At 67.6% G+C, this 22,723-nt stretch carries 14 protein-coding genes; 5 read left to right on the forward strand and 9 right to left on the reverse strand.

All coding sequences use genetic code 11. The features are described 5' to 3' along the window. Positions 1 to 77: 77 nt before the first annotated feature. From ABIC35_RS01845 to ABIC35_RS01855, 3 genes are all read right to left on the reverse strand, one after another. A complete protein-coding gene (locus tag ABIC35_RS01845) occupies positions 78 to 1,856 on the reverse strand; it encodes an IlvD/Edd family dehydratase (protein WP_354278308.1) in 1,779 nt (592 codons plus the stop codon). A gap of 58 nt (positions 1,857 to 1,914) precedes the next feature. Then, a complete protein-coding gene (locus tag ABIC35_RS01850) occupies positions 1,915 to 3,321 on the reverse strand; it encodes a sugar porter family MFS transporter (protein ID WP_121078643.1) in 1,407 nt (468 codons plus the stop codon). Between the two features lie 116 nt (positions 3,322 to 3,437). Beyond that, positions 3,438 to 4,484, reverse strand: a complete 1,047-nt coding sequence (locus tag ABIC35_RS01855) for a LacI family DNA-binding transcriptional regulator (RefSeq protein ID WP_121078645.1) — start codon at positions 4,482 to 4,484, stop codon at positions 3,438 to 3,440. 169 nt (positions 4,485 to 4,653) lie between these two features. Here ABIC35_RS01855 and ABIC35_RS01860 point away from each other — a divergent pair, with 169 nt between their 5' ends. Next, entirely contained in the window at positions 4,654 to 7,053 is a 2,400-nt protein-coding gene (locus tag ABIC35_RS01860) for a glycoside hydrolase family 3 N-terminal domain-containing protein (protein ID WP_121078647.1), read from the forward strand. 39 nt (positions 7,054 to 7,092) lie between these two features. On the opposite strand, the gene ABIC35_RS01865 is transcribed toward ABIC35_RS01860, so the two are convergent. Next, positions 7,093 to 8,916, reverse strand: a complete 1,824-nt coding sequence (locus ABIC35_RS01865) for a glycoside hydrolase family 9 protein (RefSeq protein ID WP_354278186.1) — start codon at positions 8,914 to 8,916, stop codon at positions 7,093 to 7,095. 12 nt (positions 8,917 to 8,928) lie between these two features. Next, positions 8,929 to 11,085, reverse strand: a complete 2,157-nt coding sequence (locus tag ABIC35_RS01870; protein ID WP_220667370.1) for an alpha-glucuronidase family glycosyl hydrolase — start codon at positions 11,083 to 11,085, stop codon at positions 8,929 to 8,931. Positions 11,086 to 11,197: 112 nt separating this feature from the next. Between ABIC35_RS01870 and ABIC35_RS01875 the strand changes: the two genes are divergently transcribed. Both ABIC35_RS01875 and ABIC35_RS01880 read left to right on the forward strand, forming a co-directional pair. Continuing rightward, on the forward strand, positions 11,198 to 12,352 hold the full coding sequence (locus ABIC35_RS01875; RefSeq protein WP_121078649.1) for an endo-1,4-beta-xylanase: 1,155 nt from the start codon (positions 11,198 to 11,200) through the stop codon (positions 12,350 to 12,352). A gap of 82 nt (positions 12,353 to 12,434) precedes the next feature. Continuing rightward, complete coding sequence (locus ABIC35_RS01880; protein ID WP_121078651.1) at positions 12,435 to 13,442, forward strand: AAA family ATPase; 1,008 nt, start codon at positions 12,435 to 12,437, stop codon at positions 13,440 to 13,442. A 33-nt stretch (positions 13,443 to 13,475) separates the two neighbouring features. Here the strand turns inward: ABIC35_RS01880 and ABIC35_RS01885 are convergent, their stop codons facing one another. Beyond that, a complete protein-coding gene (locus tag ABIC35_RS01885) occupies positions 13,476 to 13,826 on the reverse strand; it encodes an ArsR/SmtB family transcription factor (protein ID WP_121078653.1) in 351 nt (116 codons plus the stop codon). Positions 13,827 to 14,062: 236 nt separating this feature from the next. Here ABIC35_RS01885 and ABIC35_RS01890 point away from each other — a divergent pair, with 236 nt between their 5' ends. Continuing rightward, a complete protein-coding gene (locus ABIC35_RS01890; RefSeq protein WP_354278188.1) occupies positions 14,063 to 14,623 on the forward strand; it encodes an alpha-ketoglutarate-dependent dioxygenase AlkB in 561 nt (186 codons plus the stop codon). A gap of 33 nt (positions 14,624 to 14,656) precedes the next feature. Here the strand turns inward: ABIC35_RS01890 and ABIC35_RS01895 are convergent, their stop codons facing one another. The 3 genes from ABIC35_RS01895 to hemN form a co-directional block, all read right to left on the reverse strand. Continuing rightward, complete coding sequence (locus ABIC35_RS01895) at positions 14,657 to 17,251, reverse strand: TonB-dependent receptor (RefSeq protein WP_121078657.1); 2,595 nt, start codon at positions 17,249 to 17,251, stop codon at positions 14,657 to 14,659. 353 nt (positions 17,252 to 17,604) lie between these two features. Next, complete coding sequence (locus ABIC35_RS01900) at positions 17,605 to 20,919, reverse strand: glycosyltransferase (RefSeq protein WP_121078659.1); 3,315 nt, start codon at positions 20,917 to 20,919, stop codon at positions 17,605 to 17,607. A gap of 122 nt (positions 20,920 to 21,041) precedes the next feature. Continuing rightward, entirely contained in the window at positions 21,042 to 22,364 is a 1,323-nt protein-coding gene (hemN, locus tag ABIC35_RS01905; RefSeq protein WP_121078661.1) for an oxygen-independent coproporphyrinogen III oxidase, read from the reverse strand. A 90-nt stretch (positions 22,365 to 22,454) separates the two neighbouring features. On the opposite strand from hemN, the gene ABIC35_RS01910 reads away from it, so the two are divergent. Then, positions 22,455 to 22,709, forward strand: a complete 255-nt coding sequence (locus ABIC35_RS01910; protein WP_121078663.1) for a hypothetical protein — start codon at positions 22,455 to 22,457, stop codon at positions 22,707 to 22,709. The last annotated feature ends 14 nt before the right edge of the window (positions 22,710 to 22,723 follow it).

The raw sequence follows: 22,723 nt of genomic DNA on the forward strand, positions 1-22,723 counted from the left end.
TCTCCCGCAGGCGGGAGAGGGAGGGAGTCGCCAAGCGCCGGAAGGGTGAGGGTGAGTCAGGCCTCCACCCCACCCCATCAATGGTTATGCCGCGGCACCTTCAGCCCAGTCCCACGATACTTGGTCGCAAACTCCAGCACGCCGCCCTCGTGCAGCTGGCCCGACTTCTCGCGGTACAGCTCTTCCCACGGCGTGTTGCTCGGCGGGATCGGCGGGGCAGGCTCGCCCTTGCGCCGCGCGATCTCGTCGGCCTCGACCAGCGCGTCCACGCGGCCTGCATTCAGGTCGATCCGGATCACGTCGCCGGTGCGTAGCCACGAAAGCCCCCCGCCCGCCGCGCTCTCCGGCGAGGCGTTGAGGATGGAGGGGCTGTCCGACGTACCCGACTGGCGGCCGTCGCCCAGCGTCGGCAGGCTCTGAATGCCCTTCTGGAGCAGCGCGTCGGGCGGCTGCATGTTCACGACTTCCGCCGAGCCGGGCCAGCCCAGCACGCCCGCGCCGCGGATCACCAGAATGCAATTGTCGTCGATGGCGAGCGCGGGATCGTTGATCCGATGGTGATAATCGTCCGACCCGTCGAACACCACCGCGCGGACCTCGAACACGCCCTCCTGCCCGGGGGTGGAGAGATAGCGGGCGCGAAACTGCTCGGAGATCACGCTGGTCTTCATAATCGCCATGTCGAACAGGTTGCCGGTGAGCACCAGGAACCCGGCCTTCTCCATCAGCGGCTTGTCGAGCGGGAAGATCACGTCCGCATCGAGCACCCGCGCGTCCGCCACATTCTCCGCCATCGTTTTGCCGGTGCAGGTCGCGACGCTGCCGTCGAGGATGCCGGCGTCGACCAGCAGCTTGAGCACCGCGGGAATGCCGCCGGCGCGGTGGAAGCGCTCGGACAGATACTGGCCCGCCGGCTGCATGTTGACGATCAGCGGCAGGTCATAGCCGGTCTGCCAGTCCTCCGCCGTGATCGTGATGCCAGCATGCGCGGCCATCGCGTTGAGGTGCGGCTGGGCGTTGGTCGAGCCGCCGATCGCGGTGAGCAGCTTGATCGCGTTGAGGAAGCTCTGCTTGGTCAGGATCTTCGACGGGCGCAGGTCCTCATAGGCCATTTCGACGATGCGCTTGCCGGTCTCGTACGCGATCTGGCCGCGCTCGCGATAGGGCGCCGGGATCATCGCGCAACCGGGCAGGCTCATGCCCAGACCCTCGGCCATGCTGTTCATCGTCGAGGCGGTGCCCATGGTGTTGCAATGGCCGGAGGACGGCGCGCTCTCCATTGCGCGGCGGAGGAACTCGGACTCGTCGATCTCGCCCGCCGCCATCTTGCGGCGCGAGCGCCAGATCACCGTGCCGGAGCCGACCAGCTCGCCCTCATGCCAGCCGTCGAGCATCGGCCCGCCCGAAAGGACGATGGCCGGGATGTCGACGGTGGAAGCCGCCATCAACGACGAGGGCGTGGTCTTGTCGCAGCCGGTCGTCAGGATCACCGCGTCGATCGGATAGCCGTTGAGGATCTCGACCAGCCCGAGATAGGCGAGGTTGCGATCGAGCGCCGCGGTCGGCCGCCGGCAATTCTCGAAGATCGGGTGGAGCGGGAATTCCATCGGGATGCCGCCCGCCGCGAGGATGCCTTCTCGGGCGCGCTTCACCGTCTCCAGATGGATGCGGTTGCACGGCGCGATGTCGCTGCCCGACTGGGCGATGCCGATGATCGGCTTGCCCGAGGTCAGCTCCGCGGGCGTGATGCCGTAGTTCATGAAGCGCTCGAGATAGAGCGCGGCCATGTCGGCGCGACCGGGGGCGGCGAACCATTCGCGCGATCGGAACGGACGGACGGGCGTGCGGGTCACGATTCAAACTCCCAGAAAACAAAAAAGCCCCTCCCCGGAGGGAGGGGCCGGGTAAAGGCTTTTACCCCTCCATCGCCTCGAGTTCCTTGCCCTTGGTTTCCTTGATGAACTTCAGGACGAGGAAGAAGCTGACCGCCGCGCAGACGGCATAGAAGGTGTAGCTGGCCGCCAGGCCGAGCTTGGACGCCATCACCGGGAAGCTCTGCGCGATCAGGTAGTTGGCGAACCACTGGGCGAAGCCGCACACCGCCAGCGCCGAGCCGCGGATCTGGTTCGGGAACATCTCGCCCAGCATCACCCACATCACCGGGCCCCAGCTGACGTTGAAGAAGATCACGTACAGATTGGCAGCGATCACCGCAGTCTTGCCGAGATCGGGCGAGAGGACGAGCTTGCCGGCCGCGTCGAGCGAGCCATGGCCGAAGGCATAGACGAGCACGAACAGCGTGACCGCCATGCCGGCCGAGCCGATCAGCAGCAGCGGCTTGCGGCCGATCTTGTCGACCAGGCCGATGGTGACGAGGCAGGCGGCGATCGAGACCGCGCCCGAGACAATGTTAATGAGGAGCGAGTCCGCCTCGGTGAAGCCCGCCAGCTGCCACAGCGTCGAGCCGTAGTAGAAGATCACGTTGATGCCGACGAGCTGCTGGAACACCGCGATCACCAGGCCCGCCCACAGGATGGTGCGGATCTTGCCGGTGCGCGGGTCGATCAGGTCGCGGAAGCTCGGGCGGTGATCGGCGGTGAAGCTGGCACGGATCTCTTCCAGCTTGGTGCGCGCGGTCTGCGGGCCGAACAGGTCGGTCAGCACCTTGGTGGCTTCCTCGGTACGGCCCTTGGCGACCAGGAAGCGCGGGCTTTCCGGAATGAAGAACAACGCGACGAGGAACACCGCCGCCGGCAGCGCCTGCATCAGGTACATCCAGCGCCAGGCTTCCAGGCCCGCCCAGAACTTGTTGGTCGAGGCACCGGCCGCACCGGCCAGGTAATAGTTGACCACGAACGCGGCCGTGAGGCCGGAGATGATCATGATCTGCTGCACCGTCGTCATCCGGCCGCGGATGTTCGCGGGCGCGACTTCGGAGATATAGGCGGGCGACAGCACCGAGGCGGCGCCGACCGCGATACCGCCGGCGATGCGGGCGATGACGAAGAGCGTATGGTCGTGCGCGAAGCCCTGGACGAGCGCGCCGACGAGGAACAGCAGCGCGGCGAGCCGCATCACGTTGCGGCGGCCCATCTGGTCCGCCAGCGTGCCGGCGAAGAAGGCACCCGCAACGCAGCCGATCAGCAGCGAGCCGACGGTGAAGCCGAGCCCGGCCTCGTCGAGCGCGAATGCCGCCTGCAGGCCCGGCTGGGTGCCGTTCACTGCGCCGCTGTCATATCCGAAAAGCAATCCGCCGATCGTAGCTACGGCCACGATGGCGCCGATCAGGCCGATATTGGCCCGCTCCGCCGTCTGATTCATCCGATCCCTCTCCTAGCCCGGGAAGTTGGGCCGATTTGTTAGCGGTAACGCTGGCCCGTGCAACCAGGAAAAGCAAGCCGACAGGCGCGCATGCGCAAGATTCTGCCAGCGTTGTCCTATCGCCGGGGCGGCGGCGCGCAGGATTCGCGCACGATGAGCTGATGTGCAAGCACTTGTTCCGGCTCGTCGATCTTGCCGCCGGGGCGAAGCTCATCGAGTAGCATCGTCAGCGCCGCCTCCGCCATTGCCGCGATCGGCTGGCGGACGGTGGTGAGCTCGGGCCACATGGTGGTGGCCAGCGCAGTGTCGTCGAACCCGACGACGCTCAGGTCCTGCGGCACGTGCAGCCCGCGACGATGCGCCACGCCCACCGCCGCCGCTGCCATGTCGTCGTTGCTGGCGAAGATCGCGGTCGGCGGGTTGGGCAAATCGAGCAGCGCCTCGCTTGCGACGATGCCGGAGCGGAACGTGAAATAGCCCTGCTCCACCGGCATCGATGCGAGGTCGAGCCCTGCCTCCTCGATCGCCGCACAGAAGCCCCGAAACCGCTCGGCGCTGGAGGTCTGGTTGGGGTTACCGCGGATGAAGCCGATATGGCGGTGGCCCATGTCGAGCAGGTGCTTGGTCATCGCGCAGGCGGCGGCGAAATCGTCAATCCGGACGTTGAGGCTGCCTTCGGGCGGCAAGCCCATCGCCACCGACACCCAAGGAATGCCCGCCGCCTCCAGCTCGTCGCGCACCGCAGTCACCTCCGAGAGCGGCGGCGGCAGGATCACGCCCTGCACGTGCGTCTGCACGAAACCGCGGGTCGCCTCGGCCTGTTCCTCGGCGCGTTCGCCTTCGCACGCTTCGAGCACGAGGTGGCAGCCTGCGCGCCGCGCGGCGGCCAGCGCGCCGATCAGGAACTGCGAGAGATAGGCCGCCGACGGGTTGGAGTAGAGCAGCCCGATCTGGGTCGCTTCCCCTGCAGCCAGGCTGCGCGCGGCACTGTTCGGCGAATAGTTGAGCTTGGCAATCGCCGCGAGCACGGCTTCCCGAGTCGCTTCGCGCACATTGGTGCCGCCATTGACGACGCGCGACACGGTCATGGCGGATACGCCTGCCTCGCGGGCCACGTCCTGTACGGTGATGCTGCCCCGGCTACGCCGGCTTGGTTTGGTCATCCCCCCTCCTGCACGAACGCTTAAGTGCGCGCTATCACGATTGCAATCGTTCGCGTGCCATTACCCCGCGCCGGTTGACCGGCATCGTTACGCCCCCTTATAGCTGATAGCGCTACCACCATGGCAAGAGGCGATGGCAGAATCGTCGCCCGCCTTCAGGGAGAGGAACATGCGCTCATTCCGTCGCGTCGCCGCGCTTGCCATTGCCGCGAGCGCTCTGACCCCCTTCGTCGCCGTCCAGCCTGCCGCCGCCCAGACCGAGCGTGCGGGCAAGCCGCTGTACAAGGACGCCAGTCAGCCGGTCGAGGCTCGGGTCGACGATCTCCTCGCTCGCATGACGCTGGAGGAGAAGGTCCAGCAGCTCCAGGCGCTGTGGCTCAACAAGGGGCTGATCCAGGACACCAAGGGCGAGTTCGATCCGGTCAAGGCCAGCGCCAACTTCCCCAACGGCCTAGGCATGATCTCCCGCCCCTATGACCGCCGCGGTGTCGCCGCCGGTCAGGGCGGCGCGGCCGGCGCGGTGGCGGGCGACGTCAACCGCAGCCCCGAGGAAACCGCGCGCTACGTCTATGCCGCGCAGAAATGGGCGATGGAGAAGACCCGGCTCGGCATCCCGATGCTGATGCACGAGGAGTCGCTCCACGGCCTGGTCGCCCCCGGTGCCACCAGCTTCCCGCAGTCGATCGGCCTCGCCAGCAGCTTCGATCCCAAGCTGGTCGAGAACATCTTCTCGATGGCGGCCAAGGAAGCGCGTGCCCGCGGCGCCAACCTCGTCCTCGCGCCCGTGGTCGACGTGGCGCGCGATCCGCGCTGGGGCCGCATCGAGGAAACCTATGGCGAGGACCCGTATCTCGTCACCCAGATGGGCCTCGCCGCGATCCGCGGTTTCCAGGGAACCACGCTGCCGCTCAAGTCCGACAAGGTGTTCATCACCCTCAAGCACATGACCGGCCATGGCCAGCCCGAGAATGGCACCAATGTCGGCCCCGCTTCGCTCGGCGAGCGGACGCTGCGCGAGGATTTCTTCCCGCCGTTCGAACAGGCGGTGAAGACGCTCCCCGTGATGTCGGTGATGGCGAGTTACAACGAGATCGACGGCATCCCCAGCCATGCGAACAAATGGCTGCTCACCGATGTGCTGCGCGGCGAGTGGGGCTTCCAGGGCGCGGTGGTCAGCGACTATTTCGCGATCCGCGAGCTGATCACCCGGCACCACATGTTCAAGACGCCCAAGGACGCCGCCCAGCGCGCGCTGGGCGCGGGTGTCGATGTCGAGACGCCCGACGGCGAGGCGTACACGCACCTCGTCGAACTGGTGAAGGAAGGCCGAGTCAGCCAGGGCGAGATCGACAATGCCGTGCGCCGCGTGCTGCGGATGAAGTTCGAGGGCGGGCTGTTCGAGAACCCCTATCCCGAAGTGAAGCTGGCGGCGGCGCGCACCAACACGCCCGAAGCTATCGCCCTTTCCCGCCAAGCGGCGCGCGAATCGATCGTACTGCTCAAGAACGCGCAGGGCCTGCTGCCGCTCGACGCCAAGGGCATCAAGCGGATGGCGGTGATCGGCACCCACGCCAAGGACACGCCCATAGGCGGCTATTCGGACCTGCCCAACCATGTCGTCAGCGTGCTCGAAGGCATGCAGGCCGAGGGCAAGGGCAAGTTCGCGGTCGACTATGCCGAGGGCATCCGCATCACCGATCATCGCGAATGGTCGAAGGACGCGGTGGCGCAGGTGCCGGCCTCGGTAAACGATCAGCTCCGCGCCCAGGCACTGGAGACGGCGAAGAACGCCGATGTCGTGGTGCTGGTGCTCGGCGGCAACGAGGCGGTGAGCCGCGAGGCCTGGGCGGACAACCATCTGGGCGACAGCGAGACGCTCGACCTGCCAGCGCCGCAGGACCAGCTCGCCAAGGAACTGATCGCGCTCGGCAAGCCCGTCGTGGTGATCCTGCTCAACGGCCGCCCCTATGCAGTGAACTACCTCGCCGAGAAGGCGCCGGCGCTGATCGAAGGCTGGTATCTCGGCGAGCAGACCGGCAACGCGCTCGCCGACGTGGTGTTCGGCCGGTACAATCCGGGCGGCAAGCTGCCGGTCTCGGTGGCGCGCAATGTCGGGCAGCTGCCGATCTACTACAACAAGAAGCCGAGCGCGCGGCGCGGCTATCTCTTCGGCGACACCAGCCCGCTCTACCCGTTCGGCTATGGCCTGAGCTACACCAGCTTCGACATCGCCGCCCCGCGCCTGCTCGCGCCGACGATCGGCATCGCCGACAAGGCGACGGTAGAGGTGGACGTGACCAATACCGGCAAGGTCGCCGGCGACGAGGTGGTCCAGCTCTACGTCCATGACGACGAGGCCTCGGTGACGCGGCCGGTGATCGAGCTCAAGCGCTTCGAGCGGGTGACGCTCAAGCCGGGCGAGAAGAAGACGGTGCGCTTCACGCTGACCCCGGACGATCTGGCGCTGTGGAACAGCCAGATGAAGCATGTGGTTGAGCCGGGGACCTTCACCATCTCCTCGGGGCCGGATTCGGCAACGCTGAAGAGCGCTACGCTGACCGTGCGCTAACGCGGCTCGGGGAGGGAGCAAGGCTCCCTCCCCTTTGGCTCAATCCTCCATCCAAGCCGCCACCCAGAAGAACGGCGCGTTCCAGTTGATCGCGACTTCGTTCAGCGCATAGGCATGAATAGCGTCGGCCCAGCAGGTCTGGGCGACGCACTTGCCCTTCAGCTGCATCGCCACCGTGTCGGCCATCGCCGTGTCGTTGGGCCCGCCCGAGAGCACGCCCGGCGGCGGCCCCGGCAGCTTGGCGTCGAGCGAATGCGCCCAGAAGCGGTGGTGCGGGTTCTGCAGCGACCGCGTGCCATAGCCGCTGACATAGGACCTCCCCATCGGGTTGCGCCCGAGCAGATAGTCGAGCGCGGAGACAATGCCTGCGCGGTATTTGGTCGCCCCGGTGAGATCGCTGGCCACGCCGAGCAGCATCGCCTGGCTCATCAGGTCGCCGTTCGATCCCCAAGGATAGCCCTGCGCCTTGTAGGGGATCGCATAGCCGTTCTGGCGGCGCTGCTCGAGGATGCCGTCCGCCGCCGCGATCAGCGTGCCGCGCAGCTTCTGGACCTCGGCATCGCTGAGGCCCGTCTTCACCTTCGCCAGGGTGATCGTGCCGAGCGGGGCGGTGAAGCTCCAGCTCGGCGCGCGCACCGCTTCGCCGAAATGCGGCGAGCCGGTCACCGCCTTGCGGAACGCCGCCTCGCCGGTGGTCGCGTACAGCTCGGCGGCGGCCCAGTAGAATTCGTCGCTCAAGCTCGAATCGCCATAGCCGCCGCTGCCGGTGAAGCTGCTGGTGGCATAGACCTGGGGATTGCGCTGCGCAGCGGCCCAGGCGCGCCGCGCCGCGATGAGGCAGCGCGCGGCAAAGGCATCGTCCACCCCGCGCCATAGCCGGGCGCACTGCGCGGCGGTTGCCGCCAAGTTGAGCGTCGCAGCCGTGGTCGGCGGATAGAGCAGCCGCGTCTCGCGGTCGTTCTGCGGCGGCGTGGGCAGCGTCGTCCAGTTGCGGTCGGCGACCTTCTGGTGGGCCATGCCGCCGGCGTCGATCTCGGCAAAGGGCGGGAAGCTCGGTTCCCAGGCCGGGCGGCCGGGCTTGGGGGCGCCGAGCGGGCCCGAGGGCACCCGCGTGCGCACGCCGTCCGCGATCTGCATCCGTAGCAGAAATTCCATTTCCCAGCGCGCTTCGTCGAGCAGATCGCTCACGCCGTTGCCGCTTTCGGGGATGCGCAGCGATCCGTCGGGGAAGGCCTTGGGGCGGCGTTCATAGGCGTTGAGCAGCGTCCATAGCGCGATGCCGCCGTTGACGACGTACTTGCCATGATCGCCGGCATCGTACCAGCCGCCGGTCACGTCGAGCGTGTAGCTGCAGCCCGGCCAGTTCGTGCCGCGCTCGTCGGCGCCGGAGAAGCAGCCCGCCACCTCGTGCGCATGCCCGGCCGGGCGGGCCCAGGCGGCGCCGGCGTACTTGGCGTCGATCGGGATGCCGGCGCGCTGCTGGTAGAAGAAGTTCGCGGCGTCGCGCGCGAGTGGCTTGTAGAGGTTCGGCGCGATTACGAAAGGATCGCTGGTCACCCCGGCGACCGACAGCCGATAGCCCTCCCCCGCACGGCGAAAGCCCGAAAAGTCGATCCGCTGCACCACCGCGCCCGAGCTCGCATCGGGGCCATAGACCAGCGTCTCGCCCTTGCCGATCGTCTTTCCGTCCGCATCCAGCAGCAGCCAGGGCAGCGCTTTCGTCCCTGCGCCCCGCACCACTGCCAGCTTCACGTCGGCGGGCTCGAACCCGACCTGATTGAGATCGATCACCGGCCGCCGCTGCGCCGCCGCCGGGCTTGCCAGCAGCATCCCGGCGAGCAGCCACCCGTTCCGCTTGCGCATCCCGCTCCCCTGTTATTTGCCGTTGCCCGGCGCGTGCGGCGTCCGGATGGCTTCGTAATAGTCGAGCGGATGCGGCGGGGCCAGATGGCCGGCGGGCAGCGGGCGCTTCGACAGCGACTGCCAGTACGCGATCGAGGCATCGCGCCACCACTGCGCCTCCTGCCCCTGGATGGCGAGGAAATCGCGCACCTCGGCCCAGCGGCGGGCGTCGACCTTGCCTTCCAGCCCGGCCCAGCGGCGCTGCATGTCCTCCACCGTGGCGATGCCGGTGTCGTAGTGGGCGATCAGGCTGTTCCAGAGCGTTTCGCCCGAACGCATCCGATAGTCCCAGGGGACATGGTGGAACCAGAGCAGCAGGCTGTCAGGCACCGTCTTCAAGTCACCCCAGCGCTTCGCCACCTGCGGCGCATATTGGCCGAGCGCGTTGGTGCCGGTGGGCGTGCGATCGAAGCCGATGCCGTTCGCATCGGCGCGGTGATAATAGGTGGGGTTCCATTCCGGCCTGGCGAGGTCCGACACCCAGGGCCCCGGGCCGTAATGATGGCCGGTCGCCATGACATGGCCGAGGCCGAGCGGGGTCATGTAGTTCACCACCGCCTCGCGCGATTCCAGCATCATCGCGACAACGGGATCGACCACCGCCGGATCGGGGCTCCAGGTCAGCCGCGCCCAGTCGCGGGCGATGTCCGCGGCCTTGGCGGCGGGATCCCAGGCGAGCCGGCCATAGGCGTACCAGTTTGCCTGATCAAACTGCGATCCGCTCCAGTTCACGTCGGTGCCGATATTGGCGACGCCCGCCATGCCGGTGAGCGCCTTGGGGGCGACCGGCGTCTCCAGCACCTTGGCGACGGTGCTGCCCGCGCACGGGCGGAAGGTGTCGCTTTCCAGCACCTCCTCCCACATCGTGCCGAGATAGGCGAGGTGGGTGGCGAAGCCGAGATATTCCTTGGTGATCTGCACCTCGAGCATCAGCGGCGTCTTGGGCATCGCGCCGAACAACGGGTGGAAGGGCTCGCGCGGCTGGAAGTCGATTGCGCCGTTCTTCACCTGGAGGAGGACGTTGTCGCGGAACTTGCCGTCGAGCGGCACGAACTCGTCGTTCGCCTGCTTGTGACGATCGGCGTCGTTATGCTCGGAATAGACGAAGGCGCGCCACATCACCACGCCGCCATGGGGCGCGAGCGCATCGGCGAGCATATTGGCGCCGTCGGCATGGCTGCGCTTATAGTCGGAGGGGCCCGGCTGGCCTTCCGAATTGGCTTTCACGAGGAAGCCGCCGAAATCGGGGACCGCCGCGTAGATCTCGTCCGCCTTCGCTTTCCACCAGGCGCGCACCACGGGGTCGAGAGGGTCGGCCGTTTTCAGGCCGCCGATCTCGATTGGGGCGGAGAAGCGCGCGGTCAGGTAGATGCGGATGCCATAGGGGCGGAACACCCCGGCCAGGGCCTTCACCTTCTGCAGATAGGGCGCGGTGAGGATGTCGGCATTGGCATTGACGTTGTTCGGTACCACCGCGTTGATGCCGATCGAGGAATTGGCGCGGGCATAATCGGTGTAGCGCGGGTCCTTGTAGCCGGGCAGCTTCTGCCAGTCCCACAGCGACTGGCCAGCATAGCCGCGCTCCACATAGCGATCGAGATTGTCCCAATGATCGAGCACGCGCAGTTGCAGCTTGGGCGCATCCTGCACGTCGAGGGCATCAATGGGCTGGCGGAGCTGGAGCAATTTGAGCAGGCGGAAGCTGCCATAGAGCAGCCCGGTGTCGCTATTGGCGGCGATCAGCGTTACCTTGGCGCCGCCGATGGTCGCGGTGCGGAGCAGGAAACCCTCGCGACCGAGCGCGGCGAGCGGCAGCTTCATGCCGGCGAGCAGCGGCGAGCCGGCGGTGGCGAGCACCACCCCGCCCTCGCCCTGCACCGCGCCCGCATGCGCCGGGGCGGAACCGATCATCCCGGCAAGCCCGCGGTCCAGCTCTTCGAGCGCCGCGCGCACCGTCGGCCGGCTGCTATCCGCCACCACATAGCGCAGCTTCGGCGCCACCCGCTGCACGGTACCCGCATCGAGCGGATGATAGCGCAGCCACAGGTCATAGCCGGTTTCGGCATGCCCCTGATTCGCAAAGGCAAACGCCGCCAAGATCCACAAAATCGCCTGATATGCTGCCCGCATTGCGCCCTCTCTCTGCCGCGATCGTTCGCGTTGTTGACAGGCGTGTAGCAGGCCGAACATGGTATCGCTACCAAGCACACGACGCCCCGAGGCGCGATCAGGAGAGGGTTTTATGGCCAACAAATTTCCCATCGACCGCCGCGCGCTGATCGCCGGTGCCGCTGCCACCGCCGCGCTGCCGCTGGCCGCCCGCGCGACCTCGCAGTTGCCGGGGCTGAACACCATCGCCGGGCAGAAGGCCATGCGGATCGGCTCCGCCTTCGCCTGGAGCCCGCCGGGCGCCGATGCCGGCTCCTTCGCCAATCCGCGCTACGCCGCATTGCTCCAGCGCGATTGCGGTCTGCTCGTGCCCGAGAACCAGCTCAAGTGGCAGGCCGTCCGCCCTGCCGCGGACAAGTTCGACTTCACCCACTTCGACGCGATGCTCGACTGGGCCGAGGCGCACCGCATGGCGATGCGCGGCCACACCTTGCTCTGGCACAAGAGCCAGTATTTCCCGCGCTGGCTGAACGATTATGGCTTCGGCGCCACGCCGCGACGCGAGGCGGAGCGGCTGCTCACCACCCATATCGATACGGTCTGCCACCGCTATGCCGGCCGCATCCACAGCTATGACGTGGTCAACGAGACGGTCGACGAGAAGACCGGCGCGCTGCGCGAGACCAGCCTGTCGCGCGCCTTTGGCGGCACCGTGCCGATGCTCGACCACGCCTTCCACACTGCCCGCGCCGCCGCGCCGCAGGCCCAGCTGGTGTACAACGACTATATGAGCTGGGAGCCCGGCAACGAGGCGCACCGGGACGGCGTGCTCCGCCTGCTCGAAGGCTTCCGCAAGCGCGGCGTGCCCGTCGATGCGCTGGGCGTGCAGTCGCATATCGAACCGGTCAGCGACGCCCCCGCCGGCGTGCTGGCGGCGCGGCAGGAGAAGCCGTGGCGTGCCTTCCTCGATGCCGTCACCGGCATGGGCTATGCGCTGCTGATCACCGAGTTCGACGTCGCCGACCAGCATCTGCCTACCGACATTGCCCTGCGCGACCGCCAGGTGGCCGACTATGCCGGGGTCTATCTCGACATCCTGTTCGGCTATCCGCAGCTGCGCGACATGCTGTTCTGGGGGATGTGCGACAAGTATAGCTGGCTGAACGGCTTCAAGCCGCGCAAGGACGGAAGTGCGCCGCGGGTGGCGCCCTATGATCGCGATTTCCGGCGCACGCCGCTGCACACGATGGTTGCGACGAAATTGATGAAAACCGCTACCCGGCGCTAACCTCGGTACGCTCCCGTTCAGATTTTACGCGTATAGGATAGACCGCATCGGCTGAGTCGCCGTCGGAACCAGGGAGAGGGCAATGGCCGCAGCGGCCGCGAAACGGCAAGGACCGGGCGGAGACCTCCCGCTCCCCAGCACGATCGACGTTGCGGCGCTCCACAGTCTCGCCGAAGCGACCGTGCGGGCCCATGGCCGCGCGACCGTCACCCCAGCCGGCGCCGCCTTCCGCCAGATGCTGATGGAGCGCGCCCGCACCAGCGCCCAGCGCAGCGCGCTCGCCCTGCTCGGCGCCGATATCGAGCGGCGCGCACGCGCCGGCCGGGTGCGGATGATCGACGATGGCGCGCCGGTCGATATCCTGTTCGATCTCGCCGGGCCGCTGGCCGCACTGCTGGCCGAGGGGCGCCCGACCGACGCCAACATCCTTGCCAATCGCTATCTGGATCTGTCGCCACAGGGCGCCACCGGCTGGGCGCTGCTGCCGCTGATGCTGTCACTGCAGACCGAGGATCCGGAAGCCGCCGACCGTTTTCTAGAGCCCTCCGCGCCGCAGCTGATCGTGATCGGTGGGCTTTCCGGCACCGGCAAATCCAGCCTGGCCCGGTTGCTAGGCGGGCTCTATGGGCGCCGGCCGGGCGCGCGGGTGCTGCGCTCCGACGTGTTCCGCAAGCGGCTCGCCGGTCTCCCGCCCGAAACGCGGCTGCCGCCGTCGCACTATACCCGCCGCAACGACGCCGAAACCTATGAGGCACTGTTCGAGTCAGCGGACGACCACCTCGCCTGCGGCTCGACGGTGATCCTCGACGCGGTGTTCCTCAATCGCAGCGAGCGCGAAGTCGCCGAGGCACTGGCGCTGCAGGCGCGGGTGCCGTTCACCGGCATCTGGCTGGAGGCACCCGATCGCGACCGCATCGCCCGGGTGAGCGCGCGGACGGGCGACGCCTCGGATGCAACGGCGGAGGTTGCACGCGATCAGGCGCGGCGGCCGGTGGGTGACCTGTTCGGCTGGCACCGGATGCGCGCGAACCGGGCGATGGAATTGATCGTGCCGGCAGCGCGCGCGGCCATCGAGCGGCCGCGTCGCTGAACGGGTCCGGCGGGCTCTGCCCGCCGGCGATACTCAGACGGTCTCGGGAACTTCCGGCTTGAGCAGGATGCCGCTCACGCTGTCATTGGCGCAGAACAGATCGTTCAATGCCTCGAGCATGCGGCGTGCCTCCGGGCTGGCCAGCGAGTAGAAGATCATCTGGCCGGCACGCCGGGCAGAAACCATGCCCTCGCGGCGCAGCAGGGCGAGTTGCTGGGAGACCGCCGTGTCGCGTGCGCCCGTCAGCCTTGCCAGCTCCCCTACCGATTTCTCGCCATCCACCAGGTGGCAGAGAAGCAGCAGGCGGCTGCGGCCGGACAGCGCCTTCAAAAATTGCGACGCGTGGTCGATTACCTCGATCATATCGTTCTTCACGGCGACCATGGCTATGCGTGTATCCTATGCCAAGCAACCCGTCACGCGGCAAAAAACCAAGGAAATTCATAAACCTGGATCAATATGAGACATCATATATACGCATCTTTTCTGCAATATGTCCCGCGCGACCTCCCCAGTTGGGAGCGTACCAGCGCTTCGAAGGTTGAGCCAGCATGACGGCACGCCAGGCAGATTTGTTTGAGGTTCCGGGGCCTTCCGGTCTGCGGACCCAAACGGATTTCTTGAACGATACCGAGGAGTTCGCCGCAATCGCGGCGATCGCCTCGGCAGGGCTCGAGCCCTTCCGCTTTCAGGGGTGGACCGGCAACCGCCGCACGACCAGCTATGGCTGGCGCTACGACTTCGAAGATGGCGGCTTCGCCCGCGCCGAGCCGTTTCCCGCATGGCTGGCGCCGCTCCGCGACCGCGCAGAAGCCTTTGCCGGCCTTGCCCCCGGGGCACTCGTCCAGGCGCTGCTGATCCACTATCCGGTGGACGCCGGAATCGGCTGGCACCGGGATCGTCCGGTGTTCGAGGAGGTGGTGGGCATTTCCCTCGGCGCCCCCGCCACGCTTCGCCTGCGTCGGCGCACCGGCCCGCGCGCCTTCGATTGCGCCGAGCAGTTCCTGGCGCCGCGCTCGATCTACTTGCTCTCGGGCGAGGTGCGCCACGCCTGGGAGCACAGCATCGCGCCGATGGCGGAACCGCGCTGGTCGATCACCTTCCGCGCGCTCTCCACGCTGGGGCTGCGCCAGACGCAGAACGGCCCGGACGGGGATCCCCGCCCGGGCCGCACTGGCTGATCGTCCCGCCGCCGGAGCGGCGGGATCATCGCATCAGAACTTGACGCTGGCTTCGACGCCCCAGGTCCGCGGGGGGTTGAAGTTGGCATAGTCGCCCAGGATGCCGCCGTAGCTGGTAGAGACCAACTGGCCGTTGGCGCCATAGTTGAGCACCGGCGACGAGTTGGCCGACGAGCGGCGGTAGATATAGGTGTGGTCGAGCAGGTTGCGCGACCAGACCGCGAAGGTGACCTTGTTGTGATCCGACACGGCGATGTCCGCGATCGCGATGCGGCCGTTCATGATGAAGGCGGCATTGGTCTTGGTCGGCTCGAGCTGGAAGCTGTACTGGCTGCTCGAATAGTTGCCGTCGAGGTGGAAGCGGATGGTCGCATCGCCGCCGCCGATCGGCAGGGCGTAGTCGATCGAGCCCGACGCCGCATGCTTCGGCGTGTAGACGATGTACAGCTGCTGCGCCGGGGCACCCGGGGTCAGCGGGTTCACCGCCGACGGGGCACGCCAGTAGGTATAGGCGTAGGAGGCGTTGAGCGTCAGGCCCTGCACCGGCGCCACCGTCAGATCCGCCTCGATGCCGCGGATCTTGCTGTCACCGGCATTGGTGGTCTGCTCGATATGGCTGCCGTTGGTCGGGCTCTGACCGTTCGTGTCGAAATAGTCGAAGTCGAACTGGGTGTTCGATCGGTCCATGATGTAGCCAGCAAGGTTCAGGCGCGCCTTGTGGTTCCAGAAGTCCATCTTGGCGCCGATTTCATACGACTTGACCGATTCCGGGCCGAAGGCGTTGAACTGGAGCGAACGGTCGTTCGCGCCGCCGGCGCGGAAGCCAGTCGCGTACTTGGCGTAGAGATGGATGTCCTGCGTCGCGTCGACCGCGACGTTGATCATCGGATCGAACCGGCTGACGCTGTTGCTGAAGCCGAACGGCGACACCGTGCCCGCCGTGACGAGGTCGGCGCGGTTGTTGACGACATAGAGCGTGCCGTGGCGCTTGTCCTTGGTCCAGCGGCCGCCCAGGGTAACGTGCACCACGTCGTTCAGCGAGTCCGGCGTGAAGGTCAGGTTACCGAACAACGAGTAGTTGTGGTCGGTCGCCTGGCTGGCGCGGGTGATGAACTGGCAGCTGTTGGCGAACTGCGGCACGGTGGTCGCCAGCGTGTTGTTGCACGACGGATCGAACTGCTGATAGCCCGAGTTCGCGCCGGTGATCGGGCTGGAATTGCCCGGGATCGGGCTGCGGATGGTGTAGGAGGTGCCGTCCGTGTTCCACTGGTTCGTCAGCGGCGTCGCGGCATATTCCGTGGCGTGTTCGGTGAAGTAGTAGGCGCCGACGACATAGTCGAACTGCGGCACGCTGCCGACCGCCTGGAATTCCTGGCTGAACTGGTGCTGGCGCAGGAACGACAGGCTATAGCGGCTGAAGGTGCCGGTGGTGTTGAGCGCGGTCGGGTTGGCCGTGTTCGGCACGAACGGCGCGAACGAGCTGCGCTCCGGTCCGCCCGAATTGTCCCACTGATCGGTGCTGACACCGCGCCATGCGGTGATCGAGCGCAGTTCCAGCCACGGGGCGGCGGTGTACTTCAGGTTCGACGAGACGCCGTGCGTGATGTCGACGCTCGGCTGCTGCGGCACGCCGACATCGGCTACGCGCTGGCGATCCGGGTGGACGCCGACCAGCGGCGCCTTCGGAGCGATACAGATCGGCTTGGTGCTGCCGGCGGCGATGGTGCCGCCGCAGGCGACGCCGTTCAGCTGCAGCGCGCCGGCGCTGTTGAACGTGCCGACCGCATAGCCGTTCGGGTTGTAGTTGACGAGCTGGCTGAACTGCGGGGTGTTCTCGTCCTTCGCATAGTCATAGGCGAAGTCGGCAGTGAAGTTGCTGATCGGCTTCCAGCGCGCCGCGACGCGGCCGCCCTTGCGATCATAATAGTTCCAGCCGGTCGAGCCCGTCAGCGGGTTATCCACCGTCGGGTCCTGGTGCTGGTACACGCCGTCGAACTTCAGCGCGACGTCGTGGAAGGCCGGCAGGTCGAGATGCGCGTCGACGCTGCGGCTGCCGTAATTGCCGACGCCGCCGTTGATGCGGCCGCCGAACTCGCCGGTGGGCGCGCGCGTGACGAGCGACAGCGCGCCGCCTTCGGTGTTGCGGCCGAACAGCGTGCCCTGCGGGCCCTTCAGCACTTCGATGCGCTCGATGTCGAACAGCGCGGCGTTGAGGCCCTGGGTCTTACCCAGTGCGACGCCGTCGATGTACACGCCGACGCCACCGTCACGCGCGGTCTGGTTCTGGTCGTAGGGGACGATGCCGCGGATGCCGATCGTCAGCGCCGACTGGCGCGCCTCGAAGGTCGCGACGCGCAGCGACGGCACGGTGCCGTCGGCGAGGTTGAACAGGCTCTGGACGTGACGGTCCTGCAGCGCCTCGGTGCTGAGCACGCTGATCGAGATCGGCGTCTTCTGCAGGTTGGTTTCGCGCTTGGTGGCGGTGACGACGATGTCGGCCAGGCCTTCGGGCTGCGCATTTTCAGCAGCCGGCGCATCGGCGGTCTGCGCCACGGCCGGGACGGCGGCGAGCGCCATCGCGGTGGCGCCGGCGAGCAGCGCAAGGCGGAAGGTGGAACGATCGAGCATGAAAGCTTTCCCCGAGGTAGGTGGTATGTGGTTCGGGGGGCGCCCTAGGCACGCGATTTGGCAGGTTTGTTACACCCGGCGCCGCACGCTTGACGCGCCAATTTCATATTCACTTCATGTTGTGAATTCCGCGTGGGAATCCGCGGTGGGAGAAGGTTACCGCAGGGCATGCGGCCCAGTGTTAACGCCGCGAAAAACTTTCCCACAACGCCCGAAAAGCCGAAAGTGATGCAGTAAGGACACGGATTCCTTGGTGCTCAAGACGGCGCAATGGAGCGGAATCGGAAGCGCCCGCCCCGCCGGATCGGGCGGAACGGGCGCGTCGGAAGTTTCTGCTCTCGCAGCGTGGCGGGTTATTCGGCGGCAGCCGGGCCGGCGGCACCGACTCGGCCGGTGCGCTCCAGCTTGCCCCAGCCGACAAACCAGCCGCCCAGCGCCGAGCTGATCGCGCGCAGCACCACCCAATACATCAGCTGGCGATAGACGAAGCGCTGCGCCACCAGCAGCAGCGCCGGATAGCGGATCCGCCGGCTGTTGAGCCGGTAGGCAACCCAGCCGCAGCCCACATCGATCGCGGTGAAGGCGACCCAGTAGATCGCCATGGTGCCCACGTCGCCGCGGGTCTGCTCCCAACCATGCTGGGCGATCCGCACCGCGGTGGCGAAGATCGCCGAGACCAAGGCGAGGTCGATCAGCGGCGAGATCGCGGCGAAGATGATCTGGAACACCCAGGCCTGGGGCAGTCCGATCCAGGCGAGCCCGCGCGCCTGCTTGTCGCGATACAGCCCACGATGCTTCCACAGGCACTGGAGCGTGCCGAACGCCCAGCGATAGCGCTGCTTGGCGAGCGCCTTGAAGCTCTCCGGCGCCTCGGTCCAGGCCACCGCATCGGGATCATAGGTGACCCGCCAGCCCGCGCGCTGGATCGCGATGGTGAGGTCCTGGTCCTCGGCCAGCGTATCCTCGGGATAGCCGCCCACCGCATCGAGCGCCGCACGCCGCCAGGCGCCGACCGCGCCCGGCACGACGGTGATGGCGTTGAACCCGGCAAGCGCACGCCGCTCCAGATTCTGCGCGGTGATATACTCCACCGCCTGCCACCGGGTGACGAGGTTGACCCGGTTGCCAACTTGCGCGCTGCCCGCCACCGCGCCGATCTTGCCGTCGGCGAACCAGCGGGCAAGACGACCGATCGTCTCCGGCTCGAACTGGGTGTCGGCGTCGAGCGCGATGATCACCTCGCCCTTCGCCTCGCGCAGCGCGCGGTTGAGCGCCGCCGCCTTGCCGCCATTGACCAGGGTGAGCAACGTCACCCGCGGATCGTCGCCGAATGCCGCCGCGACGATCTCGCTGGTCCGGTCCTTGGAGCCGTCGTCGGCGACGATCAGCTCGATCGCCGGATAGTCGCTGGCGAGCACCCGGCGCACCGAGGACTCGATCACCCGCTCCTCGTTATAGGCCGGGATGATCACCGAGACGGTGGGCGCGAATACCGGCGGTTCGCCGCGTTCGCGCATCCGCTGGCGGAGCGCCAGCCCAGCGAGGATCACCGCGCGGGCGATGCCCAGCGTGATCGCGATGAAGAACATCCAACGCAGTCCCGAGGCGATCGCCGCGAGCGCGACGAAGATCGCCACGTCCGCCCGCACCGCCAGCAGGTCACTGCCGCGGATCGGCGGCATCACCGCGTCGTAGGAAAGGCCGGCGAGCTTCGAGACCGGCACGAAGGTATAGCCCCGCGCCCGCAGCTCGCGGATGATGACCGGCAGCGCCTGGATCGTTTGCTCGCGATTGCCGCCGCCATCGTGGAGCAGCACGACGTTGGTGGAATGGTCCGGCGCGGCGCCCGCTACGTCGGTCAGCACGCCCTGGATGATCGCATCGACGCCCGGCCGTTTCCAGTCGTCCGGATCGACGTGAAGGCCGACCACCGTATATCCCTGCTTCTGCGCGACCACAGCAGGATCGAGTTCGTCGGGCGTGGTCGGCTCGGCGTCCCCGAAATAGGGCGCGCGGAACAGCCGCATGCCGCGGCCGGTATAGGCCTGCACCAGCCGCTGAGTGGCGTTCAGCTCCAGCGCGGTGCTCGCCGCCGAGGTGGTGGCGAGGTTGGGGTGGGTATAGGTGTGGTTGCCCAGCTCATGCCCCTCGGCCACCAGCCGGCGCAGCAGCAGCGGGTGCTGCAGCCCGTTCTCGCCGATGATGAAGAAGGTCGCGGGCACATGCTCGGCCTTGAGGATATCGAGGATGCGCGGGGTGTAGGTGGGGTCGGGACCGTCGTCGAAGGTCAGCGCGATCTCGTTCTTCGAGGCGCCGGTGCGCATCACGACATAGGGCGTCGGCAGCTGCGGATACTGCACGTCGCGGATCATGTTGGCGGCATCGAAGCTGATCGCGCGCTCGCCCACCGTCGGCGTCGAAGTGACGCGCAGGATCTCGCCAGGGCCCTCCACGTCGACATTGGTCGCGGGCACGATCCGGCTCAGGTCCGGCCGGCCGCCATGGCGATAGGCGAGCAGCGCGGTCCACACGCCGGCATCCTCGGTGCCCAGCCGCCACAGGCCGACGCTGCCGACGCCGGCGGCGCGCACCGCCTGCAGCTGGTTCCAGGTGGCGGTGGCGTCGACCATCCAGATCTCGTGGTGCTTGCCGCCCTCGTCATAGGCGAAGGCGCTGTTGCCGCTGGTCTTGTCGAAGGTGACTTTGGCGTCGCTGTCGCGCGCCGCCGACCAGGCCTCTTCGATGCTCATCGCATCGGTGCCGTCGCCGTGATAATCATAGGCATAGCTGGCCAGCGCCACGATCAGCTTGCTGGCGCCGACCTTGGCCACGGCATTGCGCAGCTCCTCGACGAACCAGGGCTGCGAGGCGATCGGCCCAGCCGTGCCGCCCTGCCAATGCTCGTCATAATCCATCAGGATCACGCGATCGGTGACCGCGGCAAAGCGCTTGAGGTCCCAATTGGTGTCGCCCGCAGGCACGGTGACGGCGAGCGTCTTGTCCTTGGGCATCGCCTTGTTGATCTGGTCGAGCAGCTGGGCATAGCCCGGCAGCGAGCCAGGCTGCAGGCTCTCGAAGTCCATCACCAGGCCAGGCAGGTTGCGCGCCTTGACCATGGCGGCGAGGTCGCGCGCCAGCTTCGCCCGCGCCGCCGGGCTGGCCATCAGCCTGGCCGAGCCAGCCGTGTCCCAGGCCTCGTCGGACACGTTCTGCACCATCGGCAGCACGCGCGGACGGCGCGGCGCGGCGGCGACGATGCTGGCGAACTTCGGATCGTCGAGCACCTGCATCGCATGGTTCGCCCCGGTCACCGAGACGAAGGCGGGCACCACCCAGTCGAGATCGCCGATGTTGCGGCGGAGCGAGTCGGCGCTGGCCGGATCCCAAGGCACATAGAAGCCGACGGTGAGCGGGGCGCCCGGTTTCTTCGCCGAGCCGCCGGGCAGCCAGCGCTGCGAGCGCGGCTGGCCGCGCGCGCTCAGCGAGCGCAGGGCTGCCGGCTTGGCATTTTCCCACCGTACCGGCAGGTCCTGTGCGGGCGGCACGTTAACGATGGTGGCGGCAAAAACGATCGCGGCGAGCAGCACGCCGCCGATCAGCGCGAACACCGTGCGCATCGTCCAGCGCTTGCGGCTGCCGGTAGGGTCGAAGAATACGGGACGCGACATCGATGCTCTTTCGAAACGCGCGAAACTCTGCCCGGCGCGTGGCGGGTCCGCGCCTTATAAGAGCCCATATTAACCGACGCTATACTATGACGGCTGGGTAGATTCCCTGAGAGGGTATGGGGTCACACCGCGCTGCTGAAGCGGGTGGCGGCCGGTCCGCGATGGCTGTCCAGCGCGCTGGCGATCACCCGTGCATAGGGCAGTGCCTCGGGTGCCAGCAGCAGCACGCTCCCTTCCCAACGCACCAGCTTCAGCGCCGCGAACCGCGCGAGCCGCAGCGCGATCGCCGCGCGACCGGCGATGCCACCCAGGTCGGCGCGCCCCTGACAGAGCAGTTCCTCGATCGCCGCCGCCCGCCACTGATCGTCCACCGAACGCCGCACCCCGCGCGCCGCCGCGAACCGGCTGGACGAGACCGCCATGTGCCAGCGGCCGGCATTCTTCTCGTTCTGCACCAGCAGATCGGGAAACTGGCTGATCGCGCTGGCGCCCAGCCCGATCAGCACTTCCGCCTCGTCCTCGGTGAAGCCCTGGAAGTTGCGCCGCAGCCGGCCCTCGCGCGCCGCCACGGCCATCGCGTCACCAGGCTTGGCGAAATGGTCGAAGCCGATCGCGGCATAGCCGTCCCCCACCAGCTTGGCATGCGCGAGGGCAGCTTGGGCGAAGCGGGCCTCGGCATCGGGAAGCGCCGCAGCATTGATGCGGCGCTGGCGCGGAATCAGGTGTGGTACATGGGCATAACCGAACACGGCGAGCCGATCGGCGCCCATCGCCACGCTCTCGTCGATCGACTCTGCGAGTGCCTGGTCGGTCTGGCCGGGCAGGCCGTACATCAGGTCGAAATTGATCGACTCGATGCCGGCGTGGCGCAGCAGATCGACGGTCACGGCGATGTCGGCGCGCGGCTGGACGCGGCCGATCGCCGCTTGGATGGCAGGATCGAACGTCTGCACGCCGAGGCTGACGCGCGACGCGCCGGCTTCCGCCAGTGCACCAGCCCAGGCCGCGTCGAAGCCACGCGGATCCACTTCCACGGACAGCACCGGCGCGCCGGCGCCGAACGCGGCCTTGGCCTGCGCCACCAGAGAAAGGAAAGCCTCCGGGGCGATGGCATTGGGGCTACCGCCACCGAACGCGATGCGCCCCACACGCCCCCGCCCGCCCAGCCGCCGCGCGACCAGCTCGATCTCTTCCGAGAGCCGAGCGAGATAGGCGTCGAGCCGCGCGGTGCGGTTGGCCGCGCCGGTGTTGCAGCCGCAATACCAGCAGATCTCGTGGCAGAAGGGGATGTGGAGATAGAGCGACAGCTCGGCATCCGGCTCCACCCGATCGAGCACGGCGGCCATGTCCGCCGGCCCGACGCCGTCGTGGAATTCGGCCGCGGTGGGATAGCTGGTGTAGCGCGGCACCGGCGTGGCGAGCAGATCGGGATGATAGGTCCACATGCTCCTGCGCATGCACCGCTGCGCGGAGGCCGTCGCTTGGGAATGTCCCGTATCCTTGCCGCGTAGGGCCCGGAGGCGTAGGCGCGGGCCATGCAACTCGACGACCAGCTAGTCCGCTATTTCGGCACCGCCGACCTCGGCACCCTCACCCCGCCCGCGCTCGCCTCGGGCATCGAGCGGATGAAGGTCGATCTCGGCCTGGAAACCGATCGTGCCCGCCGCTTCGCGCTGTGGGCGCTGCTGTTCATGCTCGGCAACGCGCCCGATCTCGACGTGACCTTCGAAGACGAGGCCGATCGCGAGGCCGCCCGCAACTTCATGGACCTGTCCGACCAGCAGGACTGAGCCCGACACAAAAG

The organism is Sphingomonas trueperi (assembly GCF_040545965.1).
Lineage (GTDB): Bacteria > Pseudomonadota > Alphaproteobacteria > Sphingomonadales > Sphingomonadaceae > Sphingomonas > Sphingomonas trueperi_C.

What these genes read in the sequence shown, in the direction of transcription:
- ABIC35_RS01875 (WP_121078649.1), top strand. Translation starts at nt 11,198, where the DNA reads ATGGCCAACAAATTTCCCATCGACCGCCGCGCGCTGATCGCCGGTGCC.
- ABIC35_RS01895 (WP_121078657.1), bottom strand. Translation starts at nt 17,251, where the DNA reads ATGCTCGATCGTTCCACCTTCCGCCTTGCGCTGCTCGCCGGCGCCACC.
- ABIC35_RS01910 (WP_121078663.1), top strand. Translation starts at nt 22,455, where the DNA reads ATGCAACTCGACGACCAGCTAGTCCGCTATTTCGGCACCGCCGACCTC.
- ABIC35_RS01865 (WP_354278186.1), bottom strand. Translation starts at nt 8,916, where the DNA reads ATGCGCAAGCGGAACGGGTGGCTGCTCGCCGGGATGCTGCTGGCAAGC.
- ABIC35_RS01870 (WP_220667370.1), bottom strand. Translation starts at nt 11,085, where the DNA reads ATGCGGGCAGCATATCAGGCGATTTTGTGGATCTTGGCGGCGTTTGCC.
- ABIC35_RS01850 (WP_121078643.1), bottom strand. Translation starts at nt 3,321, where the DNA reads ATGAATCAGACGGCGGAGCGGGCCAATATCGGCCTGATCGGCGCCATC.
- ABIC35_RS01880 (WP_121078651.1), top strand. Translation starts at nt 12,435, where the DNA reads ATGGCCGCAGCGGCCGCGAAACGGCAAGGACCGGGCGGAGACCTCCCG.
- ABIC35_RS01855 (WP_121078645.1), bottom strand. Translation starts at nt 4,484, where the DNA reads ATGACCAAACCAAGCCGGCGTAGCCGGGGCAGCATCACCGTACAGGAC.
- ABIC35_RS01885 (WP_121078653.1), bottom strand. Translation starts at nt 13,826, where the DNA reads ATGGTCGCCGTGAAGAACGATATGATCGAGGTAATCGACCACGCGTCG.
- hemN (WP_121078661.1), bottom strand. Translation starts at nt 22,364, where the DNA reads ATGTGGACCTATCATCCCGATCTGCTCGCCACGCCGGTGCCGCGCTAC.
- ABIC35_RS01860 (WP_121078647.1), top strand. Translation starts at nt 4,654, where the DNA reads ATGCGCTCATTCCGTCGCGTCGCCGCGCTTGCCATTGCCGCGAGCGCT.
- ABIC35_RS01900 (WP_121078659.1), bottom strand. Translation starts at nt 20,919, where the DNA reads ATGTCGCGTCCCGTATTCTTCGACCCTACCGGCAGCCGCAAGCGCTGG.